The organism is Streptomyces sp. NPDC087859 (assembly GCF_044742595.1).
Taxonomy (GTDB): domain Bacteria; phylum Actinomycetota; class Actinomycetes; order Streptomycetales; family Streptomycetaceae; genus Streptomyces; species Streptomyces canus_F.
In genome coordinates, this window is record NZ_JBIUUU010000008.1 from 174,255 (window position 1) to 193,763 (window position 19,509).

A 19,509-nucleotide genomic window follows, 5' to 3' on the forward strand; every position below is an offset into this window, starting at 1 on the left:
ATGAGACAGGCTGGAGTTCACCGGGCGGACCCGAAATCATGACGCCATGTTGCGCCACGATGCCCCCGCACCCGAGTGGTTCACGGCCGACGCCTCCGTGCTCGGCGTGGCTCTCGTGGTCCCGATGCAGGGGCCGGCGGGGATCTTCGGGCCGACCTGCGAGCTGTGCGCGCAGCTGGCGGCCGAGGAGGTCAACCGGGCGGGCGGGGTCCTGGGGCGTGAGCTGCGGCTACTGCCCGTGGACGGCGGCGGTTCGCCGCGGGAGATCGCCGACCACGTCGAGGCGCTGGTGGACCTGGGGGTCGTACAGGGGGTCACGGGCTGGCACATCTCCTCGGTGCGGCAGGCGCTGGCGCCGAGGATCGCCCATCGGGTGCCGTACGTCTACACCGCCCTGTACGAGGGCGGCGAGCACACCGCCGGGGTGTTCCTGACGAGCGAGACACCGCGCGACCAGCTCCGGCCCGCGATGGGGCTGCTGGCGCACGAGCGCGGGGTGCGCCGGTGGTTCGTCGTCGGCAACGACTATGTATGGCCCCGGCGTACGGCACGGGCCGCGCACGGGTACGCCCGCGAGTCCGGTGGAGCCGTGGACGGGGAGGTCTATCTCCCGCTGGGCACCCATGACTTCGAGCCGGTGCTGCGGCGCATCGAGCGGTCGGAGGCGGACGCGGTGCTGATGCTGCTGGTGGGCAGCGACGCGGTGCGCTTCAACCGGGCGTTCGCCGCCTACGGGCTGCCCGCGCGCTGTCTGCGGCTCAGCACCCTCATGGACGAGAACATGCTGATGGCGAGCGGCCCTTCGGCCACCGAGGACCTCTACAGCACCGCCGGCTTCTTCGCCTCGCTCGCCAACCAGGACACCCTCGACTTCCATGGGCAGTACGCCGGACGCTACGGCGTCGAGGCGCCCGCGCTGGGCAGTCTCGGCGAATCCTGTTACGAGGGCGTGCTGTTGCTCGCCGCGCTGCTCAGGCGAGCCGGGACGCTGGACGTGGCGGCCATCGGGGCGGCGGCCGGGTCGGTGTCCTACGAGGGGCCGCGCGGGCTCATGCATCTGCGGGGCCGGCATGTGCGCCAGCGGATCTACCTGGCGCGCGCCGACGGGCTGGACTTCGACGTCCTCACGGAGCTCGATCTGCACGACTCCCGCCCTTGACAGGCACCCGGCACCGCCAAGATACTTCCCACAGAAAGTAATTAGAATGCCTCGGGCGAATTGTGATTTCTGTTTCTCAATGCAGATCACATGCCGCAAGGGGCGTTTTTTGTTGCCTCCGGGAAAGTCGAGCGAAACACCCTGGAAACAGGGGGACTTGAGTCTGTGGACCGCACTTCAGCAGGCAGTCACCCGAGGGGGTTGGTTTGTCCAGCGGTTCCAGCAGTTCCCGTATTCTCCGCCGACGTTTCCTGGCCGGCGGCGCCGCGCTCACCGCGGTGGTGGCCCTCTCCGCGTGCGGCGCGAAGACCGACGCGGCCGGCTCGTCGTCCGACAAGGCCGCGAAGATCGACGTCAGCGGTGACACGGTCAAGGTCGGTCTGCTCAACTCGCTCTCCGGCACCATGGCGATCAGCGAGGTGACCGTACGCGACTCGCTGAAGCTGGCGATCGACGAGATCAACGCCTCCGGCGGGGTGCTCGGCAAGCAGATCAAGCCCATCAGCGAGGACGGCGCCTCCGACTGGCCGACGTTCGCCGAGAAGGCGCAGAAGCTCATCAGGGAGGACGGGGTCGCGGCCACCTTCGGCTGCTGGACCTCCGCCAGCCGCAAGGCCGTCAAGCCGGTCTTCGAGAAGAACAAGTCGCTGCTCTTCTACCCGGTGCAGTACGAGGGGCTCGAGGAGTCCCCGTACATCTTCTACACCGGCGCGACCACCAACCAGCAGATCGTCCCGGGCCTCGACTACCTCAAGAGCAAGGGCCTGAAGAAGATCTACCTGGTCGGCAGCGACTACGTCTTCCCGCGTACCGCCAACAAGGAGATCAAGGCGTACGCCAAGGCCAACGGCATGACGATCGCCGGCGAGGACTACGCGCCGCTGGGCTCCACGGAGTTCTCCACGATCGCCAACAAGGTGAAGGCGTCGAAGGCGGACGCCGTCTTCAACACCCTCAACGGCGACTCCAACGTGGCCTTCTTCAAGGAGTACAAGTCCGCGGGGCTCACCGCCAAGGCCATGCCGGTCGTCTCGGTGTCGATCGCCGAGGAGGAGGTCAAGTCGATCGGAACGCAGTATCTGGCGGGCCAGTTGACGGCCTGGAACTACTACCAGACCACCGCGGGCGCGGCGAACGCGAAGTTCGTGAAGGCGTACAAGGCCAAGTACGGCCAGGACAAGCCGACCAGTGACCCGATGGAGGCCGCGTACACCTCGGTCTACCTGTGGAAGGCGATGGTCGAGAAGGCGAAGTCCTTCGACCCGGAGAAGGTGAAGGCCGCCTCCGACGGCATCACCTTCGACGCCCCCGAGGGCAAGGTCACCGTCGACGGCGCCTCGCAGCACGTCTACAAGACCGCCCGGATCGGCGAGATCGGCACCGACGGCCAGATCAAGGAGGTCTGGAACTCCGGCAAGCCCATCAAGCCGGACCCGTTCCTCAAGGGCTACTCCTGGGCCTCCGGCCTGTCCTGACCGACCGTCACACGGCGGCCCCGTCCGCGGGGCCGCCGTCTCACGCCTCTCCGGAGCCGCCGTATGACCGTGATCCTCGGTCAGACCTTCACCGGCATCAGCATCGGTGCCGTCCTGCTGCTCATCGCGCTCGGCCTCTCCCTCACCTTCGGCCAGATGAACGTCATCAACATGGCCCACGGCGAGTTCATCATGGCGGGCGCCTACACGACATACGTCCTGCAGAAGTCCATTTCCAGCGCGGGAATTTCACTGCTGGTCGCACTTCCCGTCGCATTTCTTGTCTCGGGCGCGCTGGGCGCGTTGCTGGAATGGCTCTTGATACGGCGCCTGTATCTGCGGCCACTTGACACTCTTCTCGTCACCTGGGGTGTCTCGCTGATGCTCCAGCAGCTCGCCCGGGACATCTTCGGCGCGCCCAATGTCCAGACCCGCGCGCCGGACCTCCTCACCGGGAACATCACCGTCATCGGTGGCGACGACCCGCTCACCTTCGCCAACAGCCGCCTGTTCATCCTGGGACTGGCCGTGGCGGCCGTGGTCGCGCTGTCGCTGACGCTGCGGCTGACCTCGCTGGGACGCCGGATCAGGGCCGTGGTGCAGAACCGGGACCTGGCCGAGGTGTCCGGCATCTCGACCTCGACCGTGGACCGTACGGCCTTCTTCATCGGCTCCGGGCTCGCGGGCGTCGCCGGGGTGGCGCTCACGCTGGTCGGTCCGATCGGGCCCACGATGGGCACCAACGTCATCATCGACGCCTTCCTGGTGATCGTGGTCGGCGGCATCGGACAGCTCAAGGGCACGGTCATCGTCGCCTTCGTGCTGGGCGTGCTCCAGTCGGTCCTGGAGTACTCCACGACCGTCAGCGTCGCCAAGGTGCTGGTGCTCGTCGCCATCGTCGCGTTCCTCCAGTGGCGGCCCCAGGGGCTGTACACACTGCGTACGAGGAGTCTCGTATGAACCTCCTGACAGGCCGCTCGGCACGGGTGTGGGCGGGTTTCGCCGGGGCCGCCGTCCTCCTCTTCGCCGTCGCTCCGCTCGCGCTGTCCGACTTCCGGCTCGGGCTGCTCGCCAAGTACCTGTGCACGGCCATGGTCGCCGTCGGCGTCTGTCTGGCCTGGGGCCGCGGCGGGCTGCTGACGCTCGGACAGGGGGTGTTCTTCGGACTCGGCGGCTACGCCATGGCGATGCATCTCAAGATCGCCGATGCCGGGCCGGGCAACCTGCCCGACTTCATGCAGCTGTACGGCACGGCCACCGAACTCCCCTGGTGGTGGAAGCCGTTCGAGAACCCGCTGTTCGCCCTCGCCGCGACCGTACTGCTCCCGATGGCCGTCGCCGCGCTGCTCGGCCTGTTCATCTTCCGGCGCCGGGTCAAGGGCGCCTACTTCGCGATCCTCAGCCAGGCCCTCGCCGCGGCGCTGGCCATCTGGCTGATCGGCCAGCAGGCCACCACCGGCGGCACCAACGGGCTCACCGACATCCAGGGCTTCTTCGGCTACAGCCTCGACGACCCGGTCAACCAGCGGATGGTGTACTTCGTCATCGCCGCGGCCCTGCTGCTCCTGATCGTGATCGCCCGCCAGCTGATCAACAGCCGGTACGGCGAACTCCTCGTCGCCGTACGGGACTCCGAGGAGCGGGTGCGCTTCCTGGGGTACGACCCGGCGAACGTCAAGCTCGTCGCGTACGTCGTCGCCGCCGGTATGGCGGGCCTCGCGGGGGCGCTGTTCGTGCCGGCGGTCGGCATCATCTCGCCGGCGCTGATCGGCATCGTGCCGTCCATCGAGTTCGTGATCGGCGCGGCGGTGGGCGGCCGGGCGAGCCTGGTGGGCGCGGTCCTGGGTGCGGTCGCGGTCGCGTGGGCCAAGACCGCGCTGTCGGAGGAGTTCCCGGCGGCCTGGACGTACTTCCAGGGGTTGCTGTTCATCGTGGCGCTGGCCTTCCTGCCGGGTGGGCTCGCCTCCCTGGCCGTCCTCGTACGGCGGCGCAAGGCGACCACCGAGAAGAAGCCGACCGCCGTTCCCGTGGGAGAGGCAGCATGAGCGAGCTGGAGATACGCGGACTGCGGGTGTCCTTCGACGGGTTCACCGCCGTCGACGGGGTCGATCTCGACGTCAGCGCGGGTGATCTGCGCTTCCTCATCGGGCCGAACGGCGCGGGCAAGACGACCCTCGTCGACGCGGTCACCGGTCTGGTGCGGGCGGAGGGCTCGGTACGGTTCGCCGGCCAGGAGCTGCTGGGGCGGGCCGTGCACCGGATCGCACGGTCCGGGATCGGGCGGACCTTCCAGACGGCCACCGTCTTCGAGGAGTTGACGGTCCTTCAGAACCTGGACATCGCGGCGGGCGCCGGCCGCGGCATGTGGACCATGCTGCGGCGCCGCAAGGACGTCCCGGAGACCGTCGCGAAGGCGCTGGAGACCGTCGGGCTCACGGACCTCGCCGACTCCCCCGCCGGAATCCTCGCCCACGGCCAGAAGCAGTGGCTGGAGATCGGCATGCTGCTCGTGCAGGACGTGAAGCTGCTGCTCCTCGACGAGCCGGTGGCCGGTATGAGCCACGACGAACGGCAGGCGACCGGGGAGCTGTTGCAGCGCATCAGCGAGGAGCGCACCGTCGTCGTCATCGAGCACGACATGGACTTCATGCGCTCCTTCGCGCGCAGCGTCAGCGTGCTGCACGCCGGCAAGGTGCTCAGCGAGGGCACGGTGGCCCAGGTGCAGGCGGACCCGAAGGTGCAGGAGGTGTACCTCGGGCACGCGGTGACCGAGGACGTCCCTGCCGTCGTACAGGAGGCGTGATGCTGCAGATCGAGGACGTCCGCGTCGGCTACCACCGCAGCACGGTCCTGCACGGGGTGTCGGTCGAGGTACCGAAGGACGGCGTGGCCGCGGTGCTCGGGCACAACGGCGCCGGCAAGAGCACACTGCTGCGCGCCGCCGTCGGCCTGCTCACCCCGGGCAGCGGGACGATCCGCCTCGACGGCGAGGACATCACCCGTCGCAAGCCGCACGAGCGGGTCGCGCGCGGGATGGCGTACGTCCCGCAGGGGCAGCAGTCGTTCCCGCACCTGACCACCGCGGAGAACCTCCAGCTCGTCGCGGACGGCCGCAGACGCGGCAAGGAGGCGATCGCCGAGGCGCTGGACCTGTTCCCCGCCCTGCGGACCCTCTCCGGCCGAAGGGCGGGACTGCTCTCCGGCGGCCAGCGGCAGCAACTCGCCATCGCCCGCGCCCTGGTGACGGAGCCTCGGATCCTCCTGCTCGACGAGCCGACCGAGGGCATCCAGCCGTCGGTGGTGGCCGAGATCGAGGAGACCATCCTCGCGCTGGCCGCCCGGGGCGGGCTCTCGGTGCTGCTGGTCGAGCAGCACGTCGGCTTCGCGATGCGGGCGGCGCAGAAGTACTACGTCCTGGAGGCCGGGCGGGTCACGTCCTTCGGCGAGGGCGGCAAGGAGTCGGAGCTCGCGGTGCGGGAGGCGCTCAGCGTGTGAGGCGGCGTTCGAGCCAGGCGCGTTCCGCCGGGTTCCCGGCCAGGGCGACGGCGGCCTCGTAGGCCCGCGCCGCCTCCGTGTCCCGGCCGAGGCGGCGCAGCAGGTCGGCGCGGACCGCGTGGAAGACGTGGTAGCCGTCGAGGTCGAGGGAGTCCACGAGGTCGAGGGCCGGGCGCGGCCCCTCGACCTCGGCCACGGCGACCGCCCGGTTCAGGGCGACGACCGGGCCGGGGGCCAGGGCCGTCAGCTGGTCGTACAGCTGGAGGACCTGCGTCCAGTCCGTCGGCGGCCCGTCGCTGTGGACGGCCTGGATGGCAGCCTGGATCTGGTACGGCCCCGGCTGATTCCGGCGCAGACACCGTCGTACGAGATCCTGCCCCTCGGTGACGAGCTCGCGGTCCCAGCGCCCGCGGTCCTGCTCGGGCAGCGGCACGAGCACGCCCTCGCTGTCCTCCCGCGCCGCCCTACGGGACTCGACGAGGAGCATCAGGGCGAGCAGGCCCGCGGCCTCGGGCTCGTCCGGCATCAGGTCGGTCAGCAGCCGGCCGAGGCGGATCGCCTCGGCGCACAGGCCGGCCGAGCCCTCGTTGAAGATCAGGTAGACGACGGCCAGGACCCCGCGCAGCCGGTCCGGGAGGTCGGCGTCGCGGGGCACGCGGTATGGGATCCGGGCGTCGCGGATCTTCGCCTTGGCGCGGACCAGGCGCTGCGCCATGGTCGGCTCGGGGACGAGGAAGGCGCGGGCGATCTGGGGTGTGGTGAGCCCGCCGAGCAGGCGCAGGGTCAGGGCGACCCGGGCCTGCGGCGCGAGGGCGGGATGGCAGCAGGTGAAGATCAGACGGAGGCGTTCGTCGCGCACGGGGCCCTCCTCGGGCGGCGCGTCAGGGGTGTGCAGGAGGGCGGCCTCGGCGTGTCGGCCGTCCCGCTTGGCCTCGCGGCGCAGCCGGTCGATCGCGCGGTTGCGGGCGGTGGTGATGATCCAGCCGGCCGGGCTCGGCGGCACTCCGGTCTCCGGCCAGCGCCGCACGGCCGTGGTGAAGGCGTCCTGCACCGCTTCCTCGGCGAGGTCGATGTCGCCGAGGAAGCGGACGAGGACGGCGACGGCCCGGCCGTACTCGGCGCGGAAGACGGCCTCGACGTCGACGGGCGCCGGCATCAGTCCTCGGCCTGGTGCATGAACGGGCGCACCTCGATGGCCAAGGTGGTGGCCCGGGCCGCCTTCTTGCCCCATTCCAGGGCCGCGTCCAGGTCGGGGGCCTTGATGAGGCAGATGCCGCCCAGGTACTCCTTGCCCTCGGCGTACGGTCCGTCGGTGATCAGGACGTCGCCGTCCCCGGGACGCAGCACGGTGGCCGTGTCGGGGCCGTGCAGTCCGCCGGCGAAGACCCAGGCGCCGGCCTCGCGCAGTTCCGCGTGGAAGGTGTCGAGGTTACGGACGATCTCCGCCATGGCCTCGGGTCCGGGCGGTGTTCCGTCGGTCGGGGTGATCACGCTGAGCAGGTAGTACTGCATGACGTCCTCCTTGGTGGCGTGTCGTTCTCTCAGCTCCTACACGAACGGCGCACCCCCGGATCGACACCGCGCACGACGACATCGGGAGAATCTTTTCCATGACCATGGCACCGCACCCGCTCGTCGTCCGCACCCAGGAGCTCGCCGACCGCCTCCTCTCCCCGCAGGCGGCGCGGGTCGACCTGTCGGAGGTGCCCGCGAGTCATGTCGCGGAGATCGGACGCTCGGGGCTGCTCGGGGTGAGCGCGCCGCCGGAGTACGGCGGGGCCGGCGCCCCCGACTCGGTGGCGCGGGAGATCCAGGAGATCCTGGCCGGGGCGTGCTGCTCGACCTGGTTCGTGCAGACCCAGCACCACACTCCGGTGCGGATGCTCGCGAAGTCCGAAAGCCCGCTCCGGGAGCGGCTGTTGCGCCCGCTGGCGTCCGGTGAACTGCTGGCCGGGATCGCGTACGCCCATGTCCGCGCGTTCCCCCGGGTCCCCGTGCGGGCGAGGGCGGAGCGGGACGGCTGGCGGTTCGACGGAACCGTGCCCTGGTACACGGGCTGGGGGCTGAACGACGTGATGCTGCTCGCGGGCGTGACCGACTCCGACGAGATCGTGTTCGCCTTCGCCGACGCCCGCGAGCAGCCGGGCATGCGTGCCTCGGAGCCCATGCGACTGGCGGCGCTCACGGCCGCCCGTACGGTCTCCCTGGAGCTGGAGGGCCTGTGGCTGCTCGAGGAGAGCGTGGTGCTGCGCACCCCGCGGGAGAAGTTCGCCCTCGTCGACCTGCCCCGGAGCACCAACGCGTCCCCGGCGGTCTTCGGGGTGGCGTATGCCGCGCTGCGTGTGCTGGAGGACTCCGGGGAGGCGGAGGCGGCCCGTGAGCTGCGCGGGCAGGTCGACGAGGTACGGCGGCAGGCGTACGAGCTGGCCGAGCACCCCGTCGCGCACGAGCACGTCGAGGAACGCCTGGCACTGAAGACCCGCTCGTACGACCTGATGCGGGCGGCCACGACCGCCGCGGTCGTGGCCGGGGGCGGCCGCACCATGGACGTACGCCATCCTGCCCAGCGGCTGGCCAGGGAGGGACTGTTCCTGCTGGTGCAGGGGCAGACGTCGCCGGTGCGCGGGGCGCACCTCGACGCACTGACACAGACCCGGGAGCCCGAATGAACAACAGCCCGACCGCCGTCGTCGAAGCGGCGTTTCGCCACTACCGGTCACAGGACCGCGAGGCCGCCTTCGCGCTCTACGCCGAGGACTTCACCTTCACCAGTCCGCGGGACGACCACATCGACAAGGCGGCCTTCTTCGAGCGGTGCTTCCCGACCGCGGACCGGTTCACGGAGCAGCGGCTGCTGCACGTCGTCCCCGCCGACGGGGAGCTCGTACTCGTCCACTACGAGTACGAGCTCACGACCGGCAGCCGGTACCGCAATGTCGAGGCGATCACCGTCCGGGACGGACTCGTTCGGGAGGTGCAGGTCTTCTTCGGCGGCGAGGTCGGCGACCGCCGCTAGCTCGTGAACGGCACCTGCGCCGAGGGAGCGGCCGCCTTCTCGAACGGGTGCCGCCACAGCCCCTGGGCGGCGAGCCTCGGCAGGACGCCCTCGCCGAACCAGTACGCCTCCTCCAGATGCGGATAGCCGGAGAGGACGAACTCGTCGATGCCGAGGGCGTGGTACTCCTTGATGCGCTCGGCGACCTCGTCGTGGCTGCCGACCAGGGCGGTGCCCGCGCCGCCGCGGACCAGGCCGATGCCGGCCCAGAGGTTGGGGTGGATCTCCAGTCCGTCCCGGCTGCCACCGCTGTGCAGGGCGAGCATCCGCTGCTGTCCCTCGGACTCGCTGCGGGCGAGGCCGGCCTGGACGGACTTCACGGTGTCCGGGTCGAAGCCCTCGAGGAGCCGGTTCGCCTCGGCCCACGCCTGCTCGGAGGTGTCGCGGGTGATGACGTGCAGCCGGATGCCGAAGCGCAGGGTACGGCCGTGCTTCGCGGCGAGCCCCCGGATCCAGGCGATCTTCTCGGCGACCGCGGCCGGGGGCTCGCCCCAGGTCAGGTACACGTCGACGTGCTGCGCGGCGATCTCGCCGGCGATCGGCGAGGAGCCGCCGAAGTACACCTCGGGGACGGGGTCGGGCACCCGGGCGAGCTTGGCGTCCTCGACCCGGAGGTGCTCGCCCTTCAGGTCGACCGTCTTGCCCTCCCACAACCCTCGTACGACTTCGAGGAATTCGCCGGTACGGCGGTAGCGGTCGTCCTTGTCGAGGAAGTCGCCGTAGGCCCGCTGCTCATGGCTCTCGCCGCCGGTGACCACGTTGAGCAGGAGCCGTCCGCCGCTCTGCCGCTGGAAGGTGGAGGCCATCTGCGCGGCGAGGGTCGGTGAGACGAATCCGGGGCGGAAGGCGACCAGGAACTTCAGCCGCTCGGTGTGCTGGCTGACCATGGCGGTGGTCAGCCACGCGTCCTCGCACCAGGCGCCGGTCGGCGTGAGCGCGCCGACGAATCCGAGGTCCTCGGCGGCACGGGCGATCTGGCTCAGATAGGCCACCGTCGGCGGCCGGTCTCGCCCCGAGACGGTGGCCGGGGTGCCGTGGCCGCCGCCGACGACATGGCGGCTGTCCCCGTTGGTGGGCAGGAACCAGTGGAAGGTGAGGGACACGTGGGGGTCTCCGATCAGGGCTTCGAGATCTTCGGGGTCAGAGCAGACCGTGGCGGGGCGGCCTGGTGCCGTTGAGCACGTACCGGCCGATGTGCTGGATCTTCCAGCGGGTCGGATCGTGCAGGGTGTGGGTGCGGGCGTCGCGCCAATGACGGTGCAGATTCAGAGAGTTGAGGGCCGAGCGAGTGCCGGAGACCTCGAAGAGCGCGCTCGCCACCTCGACAGCCGCCTCGGCGGCCCGCACCTTGGCGGCGGCCACGGCGATCGACGCCTCGGCCGCCGAGTCGTCGGTCAGGTCGGCCTGCGCCGCTTCGACACCGCGGGCGGCTTCCCGCAGCAGCGCTTCCGCCGCCCGTACCTGAAGGGCGAGTTCGCCGAACCGCTGGATCAGCAGCGGGTCCTCGGCGGCCGTTTCGAGGCCGCTCTCGAACCACGGCCGACTCTTCGTCCGTACGAACTCCGCCGCCTCCGCCAGCGCTCCCCCGGCGATCCCGGTGTCGATGGCGGCGTGCAGCAACTGGGCGACGGCGCCGTGGAGTTGGGGGCCCTCGAAGGTGAGGTGATGGGGCAGGACCCGGTCGGCCGGGACCTCGACGCCTTCGAGGCGGACCGTGCCGCTGGCGGTGGTGCGCTGGCCGAGGCCGTCCCAGTCGTCGATCACGGTCAGGCCCGGCGCGTCCCGGGGCACGTACGCGACGTGCAGCTTGTCGTCCTCGGCACGAGCGAGCACGGGGATCCAGTCCGCGAAGAGGGCGCCGGTGGCGTAGTGCTTGACGCCGTCGAGGACGTAGGAACCGTCGGGTCGCGGTGCGAGGCGGGTGCGGATGTCCTGGACGTGCCGGGTGCCCGCCTCCGACTGGGCGTTGCCGAGGCGGCGGCCGGAGAGGAGTTCGGCGAAGAAGAACTTCCGTTGCTGTTCAGTGCCCTGACGACGAATCACGTTGACGTAGGCGAAGTGGCTCTGCGGGATCTGCGCGAGGCTGGCGTCGGCCGAGGCCAGCAGCCGGAAGATCTCGGCGAGGGTCTGCGGGCCGACGTCCGCTCCCCCGTGCTCCGCGGGGACGGTGACGGCCAGCAGGCCCGTCGCGGAGAGCCGGTCCAACTCGGCGCGCGGCAGCCTGCGTTCGGAGTCCCGCGCGGAGGCTCCCGCGCGGAACTCCTCGGCCAGGGCGGCCGCGACGGCGAGGGCCTCCGCGTCGTCGGCGATCACATGGGTGGTCATCCGGGTCAGCTCGCCGCGGCCAGGACCGGGGTGCGGCCCAGGGCCGCCGAGAACTGGTCGACGACCTGCGTCAGGGCCTCGGTGCTGGTCGCGACGACGCTGAGGGTGCCGTCCTCGTGCACGGTGATGTCCTTGTCGAGGGTGAACCAGCCCTGGACGATGTGGGCGGCGCCCATGGAGTTGAGCACCGGGCGCAGCGCGTAGTCGATGGCGAGGACATGGGCGGTGGTGCCGCCGGTGGCGAGCGGGAGCACCGTCTTGCCGGTGAGCGCGTACTGCGGGAGCAGGTCCAGCAGGGCCTTGAGGACTCCGGAGTAGGACGCCTTGTAGACAGGGGTGGCGACGACGACCCCGTCGGCGCGGGCGAAGAGTTCGGTGGCCTCGACGATCGCGGGGTGCTTGAAGTCGGCGCCGAGGAGGGCCTCGGCGGGGATGGTGCGGACGTCGAGCGGGATCACCTGGTGGCCCTGTGCGGCCAGCCGCTGGTCGAGGTGGCGCAGCAGGCGGTTGGTGCGGGAGGAGGCGGAGGGGCTGCCGGAGACGGACAGGACGGTGGCCATGCGGTCCTCTTTCGGGGAGCGGGGCGCCCGCACACGGCGGGCGCCCCCGGGGAAGCGGTCAGGAGTACCAGGTGGGTTCGGGCAGTTCGCCCTCGAGGACCCAGCGGCCGACCTCGCGCCGCTTGTAGGCGACCGGATCGTGCAGGGTGTGGGTGCGGACGTTGCGCCAGAACCGGTCGAGGCCCTCGCCGGTGGCCGTGGAGCGGGCTCCGGTGACCTCGAAGATCCGGTTCGAGATCTCCAGGGCGACGTCGGTGGCGCGCGCCTTCACGGCCGCTACCCGCACCTCGAAGTCGCCGCGGGTCTGCTCGGTGACCGCGTCGGGGTCGTCGTGCAGCTTCTGCCCCTCGGCGGCGACGGTGTCGGCGAGCGCCTCGGCCGCCCAGAGCTTCGCGGTGAGGTCGCCGTAGATGTCGATGACATACGGCTCGTCGACCGCGCGCTCATGGCCGCCGTGCAGCCAGGAGCGGGACTTCTCCCGGGTGTAGGCGGCGGCCGTCTCCAGGGCGCCGCCCGCGATGCCCAGGTAGAAGTTGACGAAGACCAGCTGGATGGTGGGGACGTTCAGGGTGTTGTAGACGCGCGGCTGGAACACCTTGTCGACGTATCCGGCCGCCGACGACCAGGGCGTGCGCACCCCGTCGAGGGTGACGCCGCCGCTCTCGGTGAGCCGCTGGCCGATGTTGTCCCAGTCGTCGTGGAAGGTCAGTCCCTGCGTGTCGGAGGGCACGATGGCGAAGACGTGGTCGTCGGTGCCTTCGAGTACGCCTTCCAGGACGGTGACGTCGGAGACCTTGCTGCCGGTGGAGAAGGTCTTGCGGCCGGTGAAGACGAGGTCGTCGCCGTCCTCGGTGACGGTCACGTCCTTGTCGCGCGGGTTGACGGCGCCGCCGAAGAACCAGCGGTTGCGGGCGGCCTCGGCCTCCACGTGCTCCCACTGTTCGCGGGTGCCGACCAGGCGGGCGGCCCAGTTCCACAGGTAGTGGTAGCCGAGGAGCTGGCCGATGGAGCCGTCGGCCTTGGCGACCTCGCGGACGACGCGGTACGCGGTCGGCCAGTCCTGGCCGGCGCCGCCGTGCTCCGTGGGGCCGAGCAGGGTGACGAGGCCGGAGTCCTTGAGGAGTCGGACCTCGGCGTGGGGGGTGGCGCCGGCCCGGTCGCGTGCGGCGGCGTCGGTGGCGAGGACGGCGGCGACGTCGGCGGCGCGGGCGATCCAGTCCTGGGCGCTCTCCGGCGCGGGACGGTTGTGCCAGTCGGTGTTGGTGGCGGTGCTCATGTCGGTGACCTCCTCAGACCTGGGCGGGGACGGACTCGGGGAGCTGGGCTTCCAGTTCGCGCACCAGCGGCAGGACGCGTTGGCCGAAGTACTCGACCTCCTCGTGGTAGTGGAGGAAACCGAGGAGAAGCAGGTCGACGCCGAGCTTCTTGTAGGCGACGATCCGTTCGGCGATCTGCTCGGGGGTGCCGATGAGCCCGGTGCGGAAGCCGTCGTTGTACTGGACGAGGTCCTCGAAGGAGGAGTCCTGCCACATGCCCTTCTTGTCGGCCGTGGACTGGCCCGCCTGCTTCACGGCGTTGCCGAAGCCCTCGACGGCCTCGGTGTCGGCCTTGGCGACGATCTCCCGGAGGGTGTCGCGGGCCTCGGCCTCGGTGTCACGGGCGATGAGGAAGCCGTTGAGACCGAACTTCGGTGCGGTGCGGCCGGCTTCGGCGGCGGACTTGCGGACGTCCTCGATCTGTTCGACGACCCCGTCGAAGTCCTTGCCGTTGGAGAAGTACCAGTCGGAGACCCGACCGGCCATCTGCCGTGCGGCGCTGGAGTTGCCGCCCTGGAAGATCTCCGGGTGCGGACGCTCGGGGGTGTTGAGCGGCTTGGGCTTGAGGGAGAAGTCGCGCAGCCGGTAGAAGTCACCGGCGAGTTCGGTGTGGTCCTCGGTCCAGATCTGGCGCAGGGCGCGGATGAACTCCTCGGAGCGGCGGTAGCGCTCGTCGTGCTCCAGCCAGGGCTCGCCGAGGGCGGTGAACTCGCCCTTGAACCAGCCGGACACGACGTTCACGGCGAAGCGGCCGTTCGACAGGTGGTCGGCGGTGGCGCCGAGCTTGGCCAGCACGCCGGGGTGCCAGAGGCCGGGGTGGACGGCGGCGATGACCTTCAGACGCTGGGTGGCGAGGAGGAGGGCGAGGCTGAAGCTGGTCGACTCGTGCTGGTACTCGGCGCCGTAGCTGGCCATGTAGCGGACCTGGCTGAGCGCGTAGTCGAAGCCGTTGTTCTCGGCGAGGACGGCGAGTTCGCGGTTGTAGTCGTAGCCCCAGTCGGTGCGCTGCTCGATCCTGCTGGTGACGAGGCCCCCGCTGACATTGGGGACCCAGTAGGCGAATTTCACGGGCTCTGCGGGCATGCGGAACTCCAGTTGCGGAATGTTTTCGAGCACGCCGAATTCAAGAAGGTCGTCAAAGGGAACGCGGACGCGTTGAATTCAGGCGTGGAGAGCGAAAAGCGCGGCGGATCTCGGGGGGAGTGATCAGGCCGCGGGGCAACAGGAGGCGCTGGAGACGCGCGCGAGGTCGACATGGCGTCGCCGCGTGAGGTCCAGTCGCATCATCATGTTCTCGATCGTGACAGCCGCCGGTCCGGGCCGTCAAGGTAAACCCGACCGGTCTCGTATCGCGGACCATTGAATTTCACGAAGGTGTGACAGGGAAACCCTTGAACGCTCCGGGAAATGCGCCGCATTCTTCCTGTCATGCGCACCGAACAGCTCGAATACATCGCCGCGGTGACCCGGCTCGGTTCCCTGCGCCGGGCCGCGGAGGAACTGCGCCTTTCCCAGCCCGCGTTGAGCGAGACGGTGCGGAATCTGGAACGCGAGCTGGGCGTGGACCTCCTGGAGCGCAAGCGCTCGGGCGCGACGATGAGCGCGGAGGGCCGGGAGCTGCTGCCGCACATCATCAATGTGCTGGACGCGGTGGACCGGCTGAGGTCGGCGGCGGGTGAGCAGCACCGCATCAGCCGGATGGTGCGGGTGGGGACGGTGAACGCGGCGACCGTGCCGCTGCTGATCCCGGCGGTGCGGGAGTTCCGCGCCGGCCATCCGGTGACCCAGGTCGAGGTGGTCGGTGCCCAGCAGACCGACATCCACCGGGCGCTGTCCGAGGGCGGTTTCGATCTCGGCCTGGTGAACCATCTGGAGGGCGACGACGTGCCGGCCGAACTGGAGAGCACGGAGCTGCTGCGCGGCCGCCCCGTGGTGTGCCTGCGCCCGGACAGTCCGCTGGCCTCACGTACCGTGCTGTCGGTGACCGACCTCCTGGACACACCGCTGATCGCGATGCGCTCGGGCTATGTCATGCACCGTTATGTGCACCGGCTGCTGGACGGCAGGGCGCCCTCGTTCTCGTACTCCACCGACGGCGCCGAGATGGGCAAGCTGATGGTCGCGGAGGGGCTCGGTGTGACGGTGCTGCCGGACTTCAGCGTCGTGGACGATCCGCTGGTGCGCGGCGGCACGCTCACCCACCGCCCGCTCACCGACGACTCGACCCGCGTCCTGCTGATGCTCCAGCGCCGCCGCGCGGACCCGGTGCCGCGCGCGGTCCGGGATCTGCACGACGCGTTCGTGGCGCGGGCGCGGGCGCTGGTCTCGGGAAACTGAACGCCGGGCACGCGCAGGAGTGGGCCCGGCTGTCGCCCGAGAAGTCAGAAGACGATCACGCGTGTCGTGCGGTGTGCTTCTCGTGGGCGAGCGGCCGCGCGGCGTAGGTGATGCGGACGACGCCGTCCGCGTGGCGTTCCGTGCCACCCCGTACGCCGAAGACGTCCCGCAGGAGGTCCGGGGTCAGGACGTCCAGGACGTGTCCCGCCGCCACCACCGCGCCCTCGTGGAGGACGACCAGGTGGTCGCAGAGCCGGGCGGCCAGGTCGAGGTCGTGCAGGACCGCCAGGGTGGTGACGCCGGTGCTGCGGATCAGGTCCAGGAGCTCGAAGCGGGCGCGGATGTCGAGGTGGTTGGTGAGTTCGTCCAGGACCAGGAGCCGGGGACGCTGGGCGAGTGCGCGGGCCAGCAGGACGCGTTGGCGTTCGCCGCCGGAGAGGGTGGCGTAGTCGCGGTCCGCGAAGGGGCCGACGCCGCAGCGTGCGACCGCCTCGGCCACGGCCTCGCGGTCGTCGGCGCCGTCCCGGCCCAGCAGACCGTGGTGGGGCGTGCGGCCCAGGGCGACGATCTCGGTGACGCTCAGTCCGGTCGTGGTGCCGGCGTCCTGGAGGACGGCCGCGGTGCGGCGGGCGGCGGTCCGCGCGGACAGCTCCCATACGTCGTCGCCGCCCACCCTGACCACTCCGTCGGCCGGCCGCAGCGAACGGTAGACGGTGCGCAGCAGGGTGGACTTGCCGCTGCCGTTGGGGCCCACGAGCCCGACGATGTCCCCCTTGTCCGCCTCCAGATTCACGGCGCGGAGGATCGGTTTGCGGTCCAGGGTGATGTGGAGCTGGTCCACGGTCAGTTTCATACGGTGTCCAGGCCCTTGTCGCGGCGCAGCAGCCACAGGAAGAAGGGGGCGCCGAGCAGGGCGGTGAGGATGCCCAGCGGCAGTTCGTTGGGGCGGGTGAGGGTGCGGGAGAGCAGGTCCACGAGGACCAGGTAATTGGCGCCCAGGAGTGCCGTCAGAGGCAGCAGGCGTCGGTGGTCGGCACCCACGGTCATGCGGACCAGGTGCGGGATCATCAGGCCGACGAAGCCGACGCCGCCCGCGACGGCGATGACGGTGCCGGTGAGCAGGGCGCTGATCACGAGCAGGGCGGCCCGCAGCCGGTTGACGTCGACACCGAGCGCGGTCGCGGACTCGTCGCCGGCCAGCAGGGCGTTGAGGCGACGCCCGAACAGGGTCAGCAGGACCGTGCTCGCGAGAACCACCACGGCGACGGTGGGCAGTTGGCTCCACTGGGCGCCGGCGACGCTGCCCAGCATCCAGAACATCACGGTCCGCAGCTCGGTCGGGGTCGCCATCAGCTGGACGAAGCTGGTGACCGACAGCAGGACGTATCCGACCGCGACCCCGGCCAGGACCAGACGGGTCGGTGCCAGCCGGCCCCGCCGCTGCCCCAGCGCGAAGACCAGTGCCCCGGCCGCCAGGGCACCGACGAAGGCCGCGCCCGAGACGCCGAGTCCGCCCAGTCCGGCGAGCGCGGCACCGCCGAGGGTGATGACCAGCACGGCGCCCAGGGAGGCGCCGTAGGAGAAGCCGAGGACGACCGGGTCGGCGAGCGGGTTGGAGACCAGGGTCTGCAACACGGCCCCGGCCACGGCCAGGCCCGCGCCGACCAGGGCGGCCAGGGCGACGCGGGGGGCCCGGAAGGTCCACACGATCTGGTCGAGGGCCGGATCGCCGGTGGCTCCGCGGCCGGTGAGGTGGTGCAGGAGGATCCTCCACACCTCATCCACCGGGATGTTCACCGCGCCGATGCTGACCGCCACCACCATCATGGCGACGAGGACGGCGAGGAGCCCGAGGACGCCCAAGGGCAACCGCAGCCGGCTCAGAACCTGTCGGGGTGCAGCACCTTCGCGATCTTCTCGACGGCCAGGTCGTTGCTCGGACCGAGGTACATCGAGTCCGACAGCGCCACGTACGTGTTGTTCCTCGCGGCCGGCCACTGGGGGAACTCCTTCAGCAGTTTCTCGGCGTAGGCCGCCGGGTCCGGGTCGTTGTAGCCGATGACGACGAGCGCGTCGACATCGGTGGCGGCCACCTTCTCCTTGCTGAGGTCGGCGAAGGAGGTCGCGGAGGCGTTCTCGAAGGCGTTGGAGCCGCCGGCCTCGGCGAGGATGTCGTTGTAGATGCCCTTGGCGACGACCGAGCTGAAGTCGTTTCCGCCCATGGCCATGTTGGAGAACAGGACCATGACCTCGGGGCGCTTCTCGCCCTCGACCCTGGCGGAGACCTCGTCGATGTGCCGCTCGGAGGCGGCGACGATCTTCTCGGCCCGGGCACTCCTGCCGAAGACCTTGCCCAGGTCGCGCAGCAGGGTGTAGCTGTCGGCGATGGTCATCCTCGAGGTGTCCTGGTCGCAGCCCTGCGGGGAGACGTAGGTGTGGGCACCGACCTGCTTCAGCTGCTCGCGGGTGGCGAAGCCGTTCTTCTCGTCGAAGCCGTACGACGTCGTCGACAGCACCAGGTCCGGGCGGAGCCCGATCATCGCCTCGCGCGGGATGTCGTAGGCGTCGTTGAGCTCGACGTCACCGGTGGGCAGCTTCTCGATGGCGTCGGCGCGGCCCGCGACCTCGGACATCCCGTAGGTCTGCTGGTTGGCGACGATGCGGTCGCCGACGCCGAGGGCGAGCAGGGTGGAGACCTCGGCGACCGAGGCGCCGTTCATGACGACGACTCGGCCGGGTTCCCCGGTGAACTTCTCGGAGACTCCGCAGCTCTCCAGGGTCACCGGATAGCCGGAGTTCGCGGCGCCCGCGGCCGCCTCGCCTCCGTCGCCGTCCGCGGGGTCCGTCGAGGAGCCGCAGGCCGCCGTGACCAGACAGAGGGCGCCGGCCAGGGCGATCGCGGCGGGCCGTTTCTTCGGCATGCGGGCTCCTTGGAGCGGGGTGCTCGTGAGGCGACGGGTTCTGTTGCAGTAGTCGGGGTACCGAGCCCATGAGTTCCCGGTGACTACGCACTTCCTCAACGGAGTTGAGAGCCCTGCGCGCGCTGTCGCCGTCTGAGCGCCTCAGATGCCGACGAGGGCGCCGGTGCCGGAGTTCACCGCTCGGCACCGGCGCCCTCGTCGCTGGTTCAGGCCGCCTGCAGGGCAGGCCGCTCCGACTCGTCCAGAAGGTCCATCAAGGCCGACCGGGCCCGTGCTACGCGGGAGCGGACCGTGCCGACGGGGCAGTCGCTGACCTCGGCCGCCTCCCCGTAAGGCAGGCCCACCAGCTGGGTGAGGATGAACGCCTCACGACGTTCGTCCGGCAGCGACTCCAGCAGGTCGAGCAGCGCGATGCCGTCGTCGAAGCCGGGCAGGTCCCGCGGCTGCGCGTTCTCGACGGCCAACTGCCAGTCCGGTACATCGGACAGGCGGGGCCGGGCGGAGGCGTACCGGTAGCTGTCGATCACCGCGCGGCGGGCGATGGACAGCAGCCAGGAGCGGGCCGAGGAGCGGCCCTCGAACCGGTGCAGGCTGCCGAGCGCGCGCAGGAACGTGTCCTGGGCGAGGTCGTCGGCGGCCTGCGGGTCACCGCAGAGGTGGGCGACATAGCGCGTCACGTCGAGGTGCAGGGCGCGTACGAAGTGCTCGACCGCGTCCGCGTCACCTCCGCGGGCGGCGAGCGCCCACGCGGTTATCGACTCGTCCATCGACATCGCCGCGTCGTGGTTCTCGCGCGCGGCCGACAGGGCAGAAGTGATCACTTGGTGTCCTTCTCGGTCATCCGTGATCCGGACCGGGCGCATGGA

The 19,509-nt window shown here is 70.5% G+C and carries 21 protein-coding genes; 9 read left to right on the plus strand and 12 right to left on the minus strand.

The genetic code is table 11. The features are described 5' to 3' along the window. The first annotated feature begins 46 nt into the window (after positions 1-46). From ACIOHP_RS20940 to urtE, 6 genes are all read left to right on the plus strand, one after another. Positions 47-1,159 (plus strand): substrate-binding domain-containing protein, encoded by a 1,113-nt coding sequence (locus ACIOHP_RS20940; RefSeq protein WP_401889502.1) that lies wholly within the window; start codon positions 47-49, stop codon positions 1,157-1,159. Between the two features lie 206 nt (positions 1,160-1,365). Continuing rightward, the gene (urtA, locus tag ACIOHP_RS20945; RefSeq protein ID WP_401889504.1) at positions 1,366-2,634 is read left to right on the plus strand and encodes an urea ABC transporter substrate-binding protein; all 1,269 of its coding nucleotides are present in this window, start codon (positions 1,366-1,368) and stop codon (positions 2,632-2,634) included. Positions 2,635-2,697: 63 nt separating this feature from the next. Then, positions 2,698-3,594, plus strand: coding sequence for an urea ABC transporter permease subunit UrtB (urtB, locus tag ACIOHP_RS20950; RefSeq protein WP_361488900.1), 897 nt, complete (start codon positions 2,698-2,700; stop codon positions 3,592-3,594). Continuing rightward, the gene (urtC, locus tag ACIOHP_RS20955) at positions 3,591-4,679 is read left to right on the plus strand and encodes an urea ABC transporter permease subunit UrtC (RefSeq protein ID WP_361544390.1); all 1,089 of its coding nucleotides are present in this window, start codon (positions 3,591-3,593) and stop codon (positions 4,677-4,679) included. Before urtB ends, urtC begins: the two co-directional genes overlap by 4 nt. After that, positions 4,676-5,437: an urea ABC transporter ATP-binding protein UrtD gene (gene urtD, locus ACIOHP_RS20960; protein WP_361544387.1), complete on the plus strand. Its 762-nt coding sequence runs from the start codon at positions 4,676-4,678 to the stop codon at positions 5,435-5,437. Before urtC ends, urtD begins: the two co-directional genes overlap by 4 nt. Beyond that, complete coding sequence (gene urtE / locus ACIOHP_RS20965; protein ID WP_361544384.1) at positions 5,437-6,129, plus strand: urea ABC transporter ATP-binding subunit UrtE; 693 nt, start codon at positions 5,437-5,439, stop codon at positions 6,127-6,129. The genes urtD and urtE overlap by 1 nt, the downstream gene beginning before the upstream one ends. Here urtE and ACIOHP_RS20970 read toward each other — a convergent pair. Both ACIOHP_RS20970 and ACIOHP_RS20975 read right to left on the minus strand, forming a co-directional pair. Beyond that, positions 6,119-7,285, minus strand: a complete 1,167-nt coding sequence (locus ACIOHP_RS20970) for an RNA polymerase sigma factor (protein WP_401889509.1) — start codon at positions 7,283-7,285, stop codon at positions 6,119-6,121. The genes urtE and ACIOHP_RS20970 overlap by 11 nt on opposite strands. Beyond that, positions 7,285-7,641: a YciI family protein gene (locus ACIOHP_RS20975; RefSeq protein WP_361488914.1), complete on the minus strand. Its 357-nt coding sequence runs from the start codon at positions 7,639-7,641 to the stop codon at positions 7,285-7,287. The genes ACIOHP_RS20970 and ACIOHP_RS20975 overlap by 1 nt, the downstream gene beginning before the upstream one ends. A gap of 98 nt (positions 7,642-7,739) precedes the next feature. Here ACIOHP_RS20975 and ACIOHP_RS20980 point away from each other — a divergent pair, with 98 nt between their 5' ends. Together ACIOHP_RS20980 and ACIOHP_RS20985 are read left to right on the plus strand one after the other, a co-directional pair. Continuing rightward, entirely contained in the window at positions 7,740-8,798 is a 1,059-nt protein-coding gene (locus tag ACIOHP_RS20980; RefSeq protein ID WP_401889512.1) for an acyl-CoA dehydrogenase family protein, read from the plus strand. After that, on the plus strand, positions 8,795-9,145 hold the full coding sequence (locus tag ACIOHP_RS20985; RefSeq protein WP_401889514.1) for a nuclear transport factor 2 family protein: 351 nt from the start codon (positions 8,795-8,797) through the stop codon (positions 9,143-9,145). Before ACIOHP_RS20980 ends, ACIOHP_RS20985 begins: the two co-directional genes overlap by 4 nt. Here the strand turns inward: ACIOHP_RS20985 and ACIOHP_RS20990 are convergent. The 6 genes from ACIOHP_RS20990 to ACIOHP_RS21015 all read right to left on the minus strand — a co-directional run bounded on the left by ACIOHP_RS20990 (position 9,142) and on the right by ACIOHP_RS21015 (position 14,675). Next, positions 9,142-10,287, minus strand: a complete 1,146-nt coding sequence (locus ACIOHP_RS20990; protein WP_401889516.1) for an LLM class flavin-dependent oxidoreductase — start codon at positions 10,285-10,287, stop codon at positions 9,142-9,144. The two genes, ACIOHP_RS20985 and ACIOHP_RS20990, sit on opposite strands and share 4 nt — an antisense overlap. A gap of 37 nt (positions 10,288-10,324) precedes the next feature. After that, a complete protein-coding gene (locus tag ACIOHP_RS20995) occupies positions 10,325-11,509 on the minus strand; it encodes an SfnB family sulfur acquisition oxidoreductase (protein WP_401889519.1) in 1,185 nt (394 codons plus the stop codon). Positions 11,510-11,514: 5 nt separating this feature from the next. Beyond that, positions 11,515-12,069 (minus strand): NADPH-dependent FMN reductase, encoded by a 555-nt coding sequence (ssuE, locus tag ACIOHP_RS21000; RefSeq protein WP_361544366.1) that lies wholly within the window; start codon positions 12,067-12,069, stop codon positions 11,515-11,517. Positions 12,070-12,127: 58 nt separating this feature from the next. Then, positions 12,128-13,345, minus strand: coding sequence for an acyl-CoA dehydrogenase family protein (locus ACIOHP_RS21005; protein WP_401889521.1), 1,218 nt, complete (start codon positions 13,343-13,345; stop codon positions 12,128-12,130). Between the two features lie 13 nt (positions 13,346-13,358). After that, positions 13,359-14,468 (minus strand): dimethylsulfone monooxygenase SfnG, encoded by a 1,110-nt coding sequence (gene sfnG, locus ACIOHP_RS21010; protein ID WP_401889524.1) that lies wholly within the window; start codon positions 14,466-14,468, stop codon positions 13,359-13,361. A gap of 123 nt (positions 14,469-14,591) precedes the next feature. Continuing rightward, positions 14,592-14,675: a putative leader peptide gene (locus ACIOHP_RS21015; protein WP_350955400.1), complete on the minus strand. Its 84-nt coding sequence runs from the start codon at positions 14,673-14,675 to the stop codon at positions 14,592-14,594. A 138-nt stretch (positions 14,676-14,813) separates the two neighbouring features. On the opposite strand from ACIOHP_RS21015, the gene ACIOHP_RS21020 reads away from it, so the two are divergent. Beyond that, positions 14,814-15,722 carry a LysR family transcriptional regulator gene (locus ACIOHP_RS21020; RefSeq protein WP_401889526.1) on the plus strand — a complete coding sequence of 303 codons (909 nt, stop codon included), beginning with the start codon at positions 14,814-14,816 and terminating at the stop codon, positions 15,720-15,722. A 55-nt stretch (positions 15,723-15,777) separates the two neighbouring features. Here ACIOHP_RS21020 and ACIOHP_RS21025 read toward each other — a convergent pair whose 3' ends face one another. The 4 genes from ACIOHP_RS21025 to ACIOHP_RS21040 all read right to left on the minus strand — a co-directional run bounded on the left by ACIOHP_RS21025 (position 15,778) and on the right by ACIOHP_RS21040 (position 19,464). Then, a complete protein-coding gene (locus ACIOHP_RS21025) occupies positions 15,778-16,575 on the minus strand; it encodes an ABC transporter ATP-binding protein (RefSeq protein ID WP_401889529.1) in 798 nt (265 codons plus the stop codon). Then, entirely contained in the window at positions 16,572-17,546 is a 975-nt protein-coding gene (locus ACIOHP_RS21030) for a FecCD family ABC transporter permease (RefSeq protein ID WP_401890050.1), read from the minus strand. The genes ACIOHP_RS21025 and ACIOHP_RS21030 overlap by 4 nt, the downstream gene beginning before the upstream one ends. Before the next feature lie 56 nt (positions 17,547-17,602). Further along, a complete protein-coding gene (locus tag ACIOHP_RS21035) occupies positions 17,603-18,643 on the minus strand; it encodes an ABC transporter substrate-binding protein (RefSeq protein ID WP_401889531.1) in 1,041 nt (346 codons plus the stop codon). A 206-nt stretch (positions 18,644-18,849) separates the two neighbouring features. Then, a complete protein-coding gene (locus ACIOHP_RS21040; protein WP_401889534.1) occupies positions 18,850-19,464 on the minus strand; it encodes a sigma-70 family RNA polymerase sigma factor in 615 nt (204 codons plus the stop codon). Positions 19,465-19,509: the final 45 nt, after the last annotated feature.

Excerpts from the sequence above, each read along its gene's own strand:
- ACIOHP_RS20940 (WP_401889502.1), top strand. The coding sequence starts at position 47 with ATGTTGCGCCACGATGCCCCCGCACCCGAGTGGTTCACGGCCGACGCC.
- urtB (WP_361488900.1), top strand. The coding sequence starts at position 2,698 with ATGACCGTGATCCTCGGTCAGACCTTCACCGGCATCAGCATCGGTGCC.
- urtC (WP_361544390.1), top strand. The coding sequence starts at position 3,591 with ATGAACCTCCTGACAGGCCGCTCGGCACGGGTGTGGGCGGGTTTCGCC.
- urtD (WP_361544387.1), top strand. The coding sequence starts at position 4,676 with ATGAGCGAGCTGGAGATACGCGGACTGCGGGTGTCCTTCGACGGGTTC.
- urtE (WP_361544384.1), top strand. The coding sequence starts at position 5,437 with ATGCTGCAGATCGAGGACGTCCGCGTCGGCTACCACCGCAGCACGGTC.
- ACIOHP_RS20970 (WP_401889509.1), bottom strand. The coding sequence starts at position 7,285 with ATGCCGGCGCCCGTCGACGTCGAGGCCGTCTTCCGCGCCGAGTACGGC.
- ACIOHP_RS20975 (WP_361488914.1), bottom strand. The coding sequence starts at position 7,641 with ATGCAGTACTACCTGCTCAGCGTGATCACCCCGACCGACGGAACACCG.
- ACIOHP_RS20980 (WP_401889512.1), top strand. The coding sequence starts at position 7,740 with ATGACCATGGCACCGCACCCGCTCGTCGTCCGCACCCAGGAGCTCGCC.
- ACIOHP_RS20985 (WP_401889514.1), top strand. The coding sequence starts at position 8,795 with ATGAACAACAGCCCGACCGCCGTCGTCGAAGCGGCGTTTCGCCACTAC.
- ACIOHP_RS20995 (WP_401889519.1), bottom strand. The coding sequence starts at position 11,509 with ATGACCACCCATGTGATCGCCGACGACGCGGAGGCCCTCGCCGTCGCG.
- ssuE (WP_361544366.1), bottom strand. The coding sequence starts at position 12,069 with ATGGCCACCGTCCTGTCCGTCTCCGGCAGCCCCTCCGCCTCCTCCCGC.
- ACIOHP_RS21005 (WP_401889521.1), bottom strand. The coding sequence starts at position 13,345 with ATGAGCACCGCCACCAACACCGACTGGCACAACCGTCCCGCGCCGGAG.
- sfnG (WP_401889524.1), bottom strand. The coding sequence starts at position 14,468 with ATGCCCGCAGAGCCCGTGAAATTCGCCTACTGGGTCCCCAATGTCAGC.
- ACIOHP_RS21015 (WP_350955400.1), bottom strand. The coding sequence starts at position 14,675 with ATGATGATGCGACTGGACCTCACGCGGCGACGCCATGTCGACCTCGCG.
- ACIOHP_RS21020 (WP_401889526.1), top strand. The coding sequence starts at position 14,814 with ATGCGCACCGAACAGCTCGAATACATCGCCGCGGTGACCCGGCTCGGT.
- ACIOHP_RS21025 (WP_401889529.1), bottom strand. The coding sequence starts at position 16,575 with ATGAAACTGACCGTGGACCAGCTCCACATCACCCTGGACCGCAAACCG.
- ACIOHP_RS21030 (WP_401890050.1), bottom strand. The coding sequence starts at position 17,546 with ATGGTGGTGGCGGTCAGCATCGGCGCGGTGAACATCCCGGTGGATGAG.
- ACIOHP_RS21035 (WP_401889531.1), bottom strand. The coding sequence starts at position 18,643 with ATGCCGAAGAAACGGCCCGCCGCGATCGCCCTGGCCGGCGCCCTCTGT.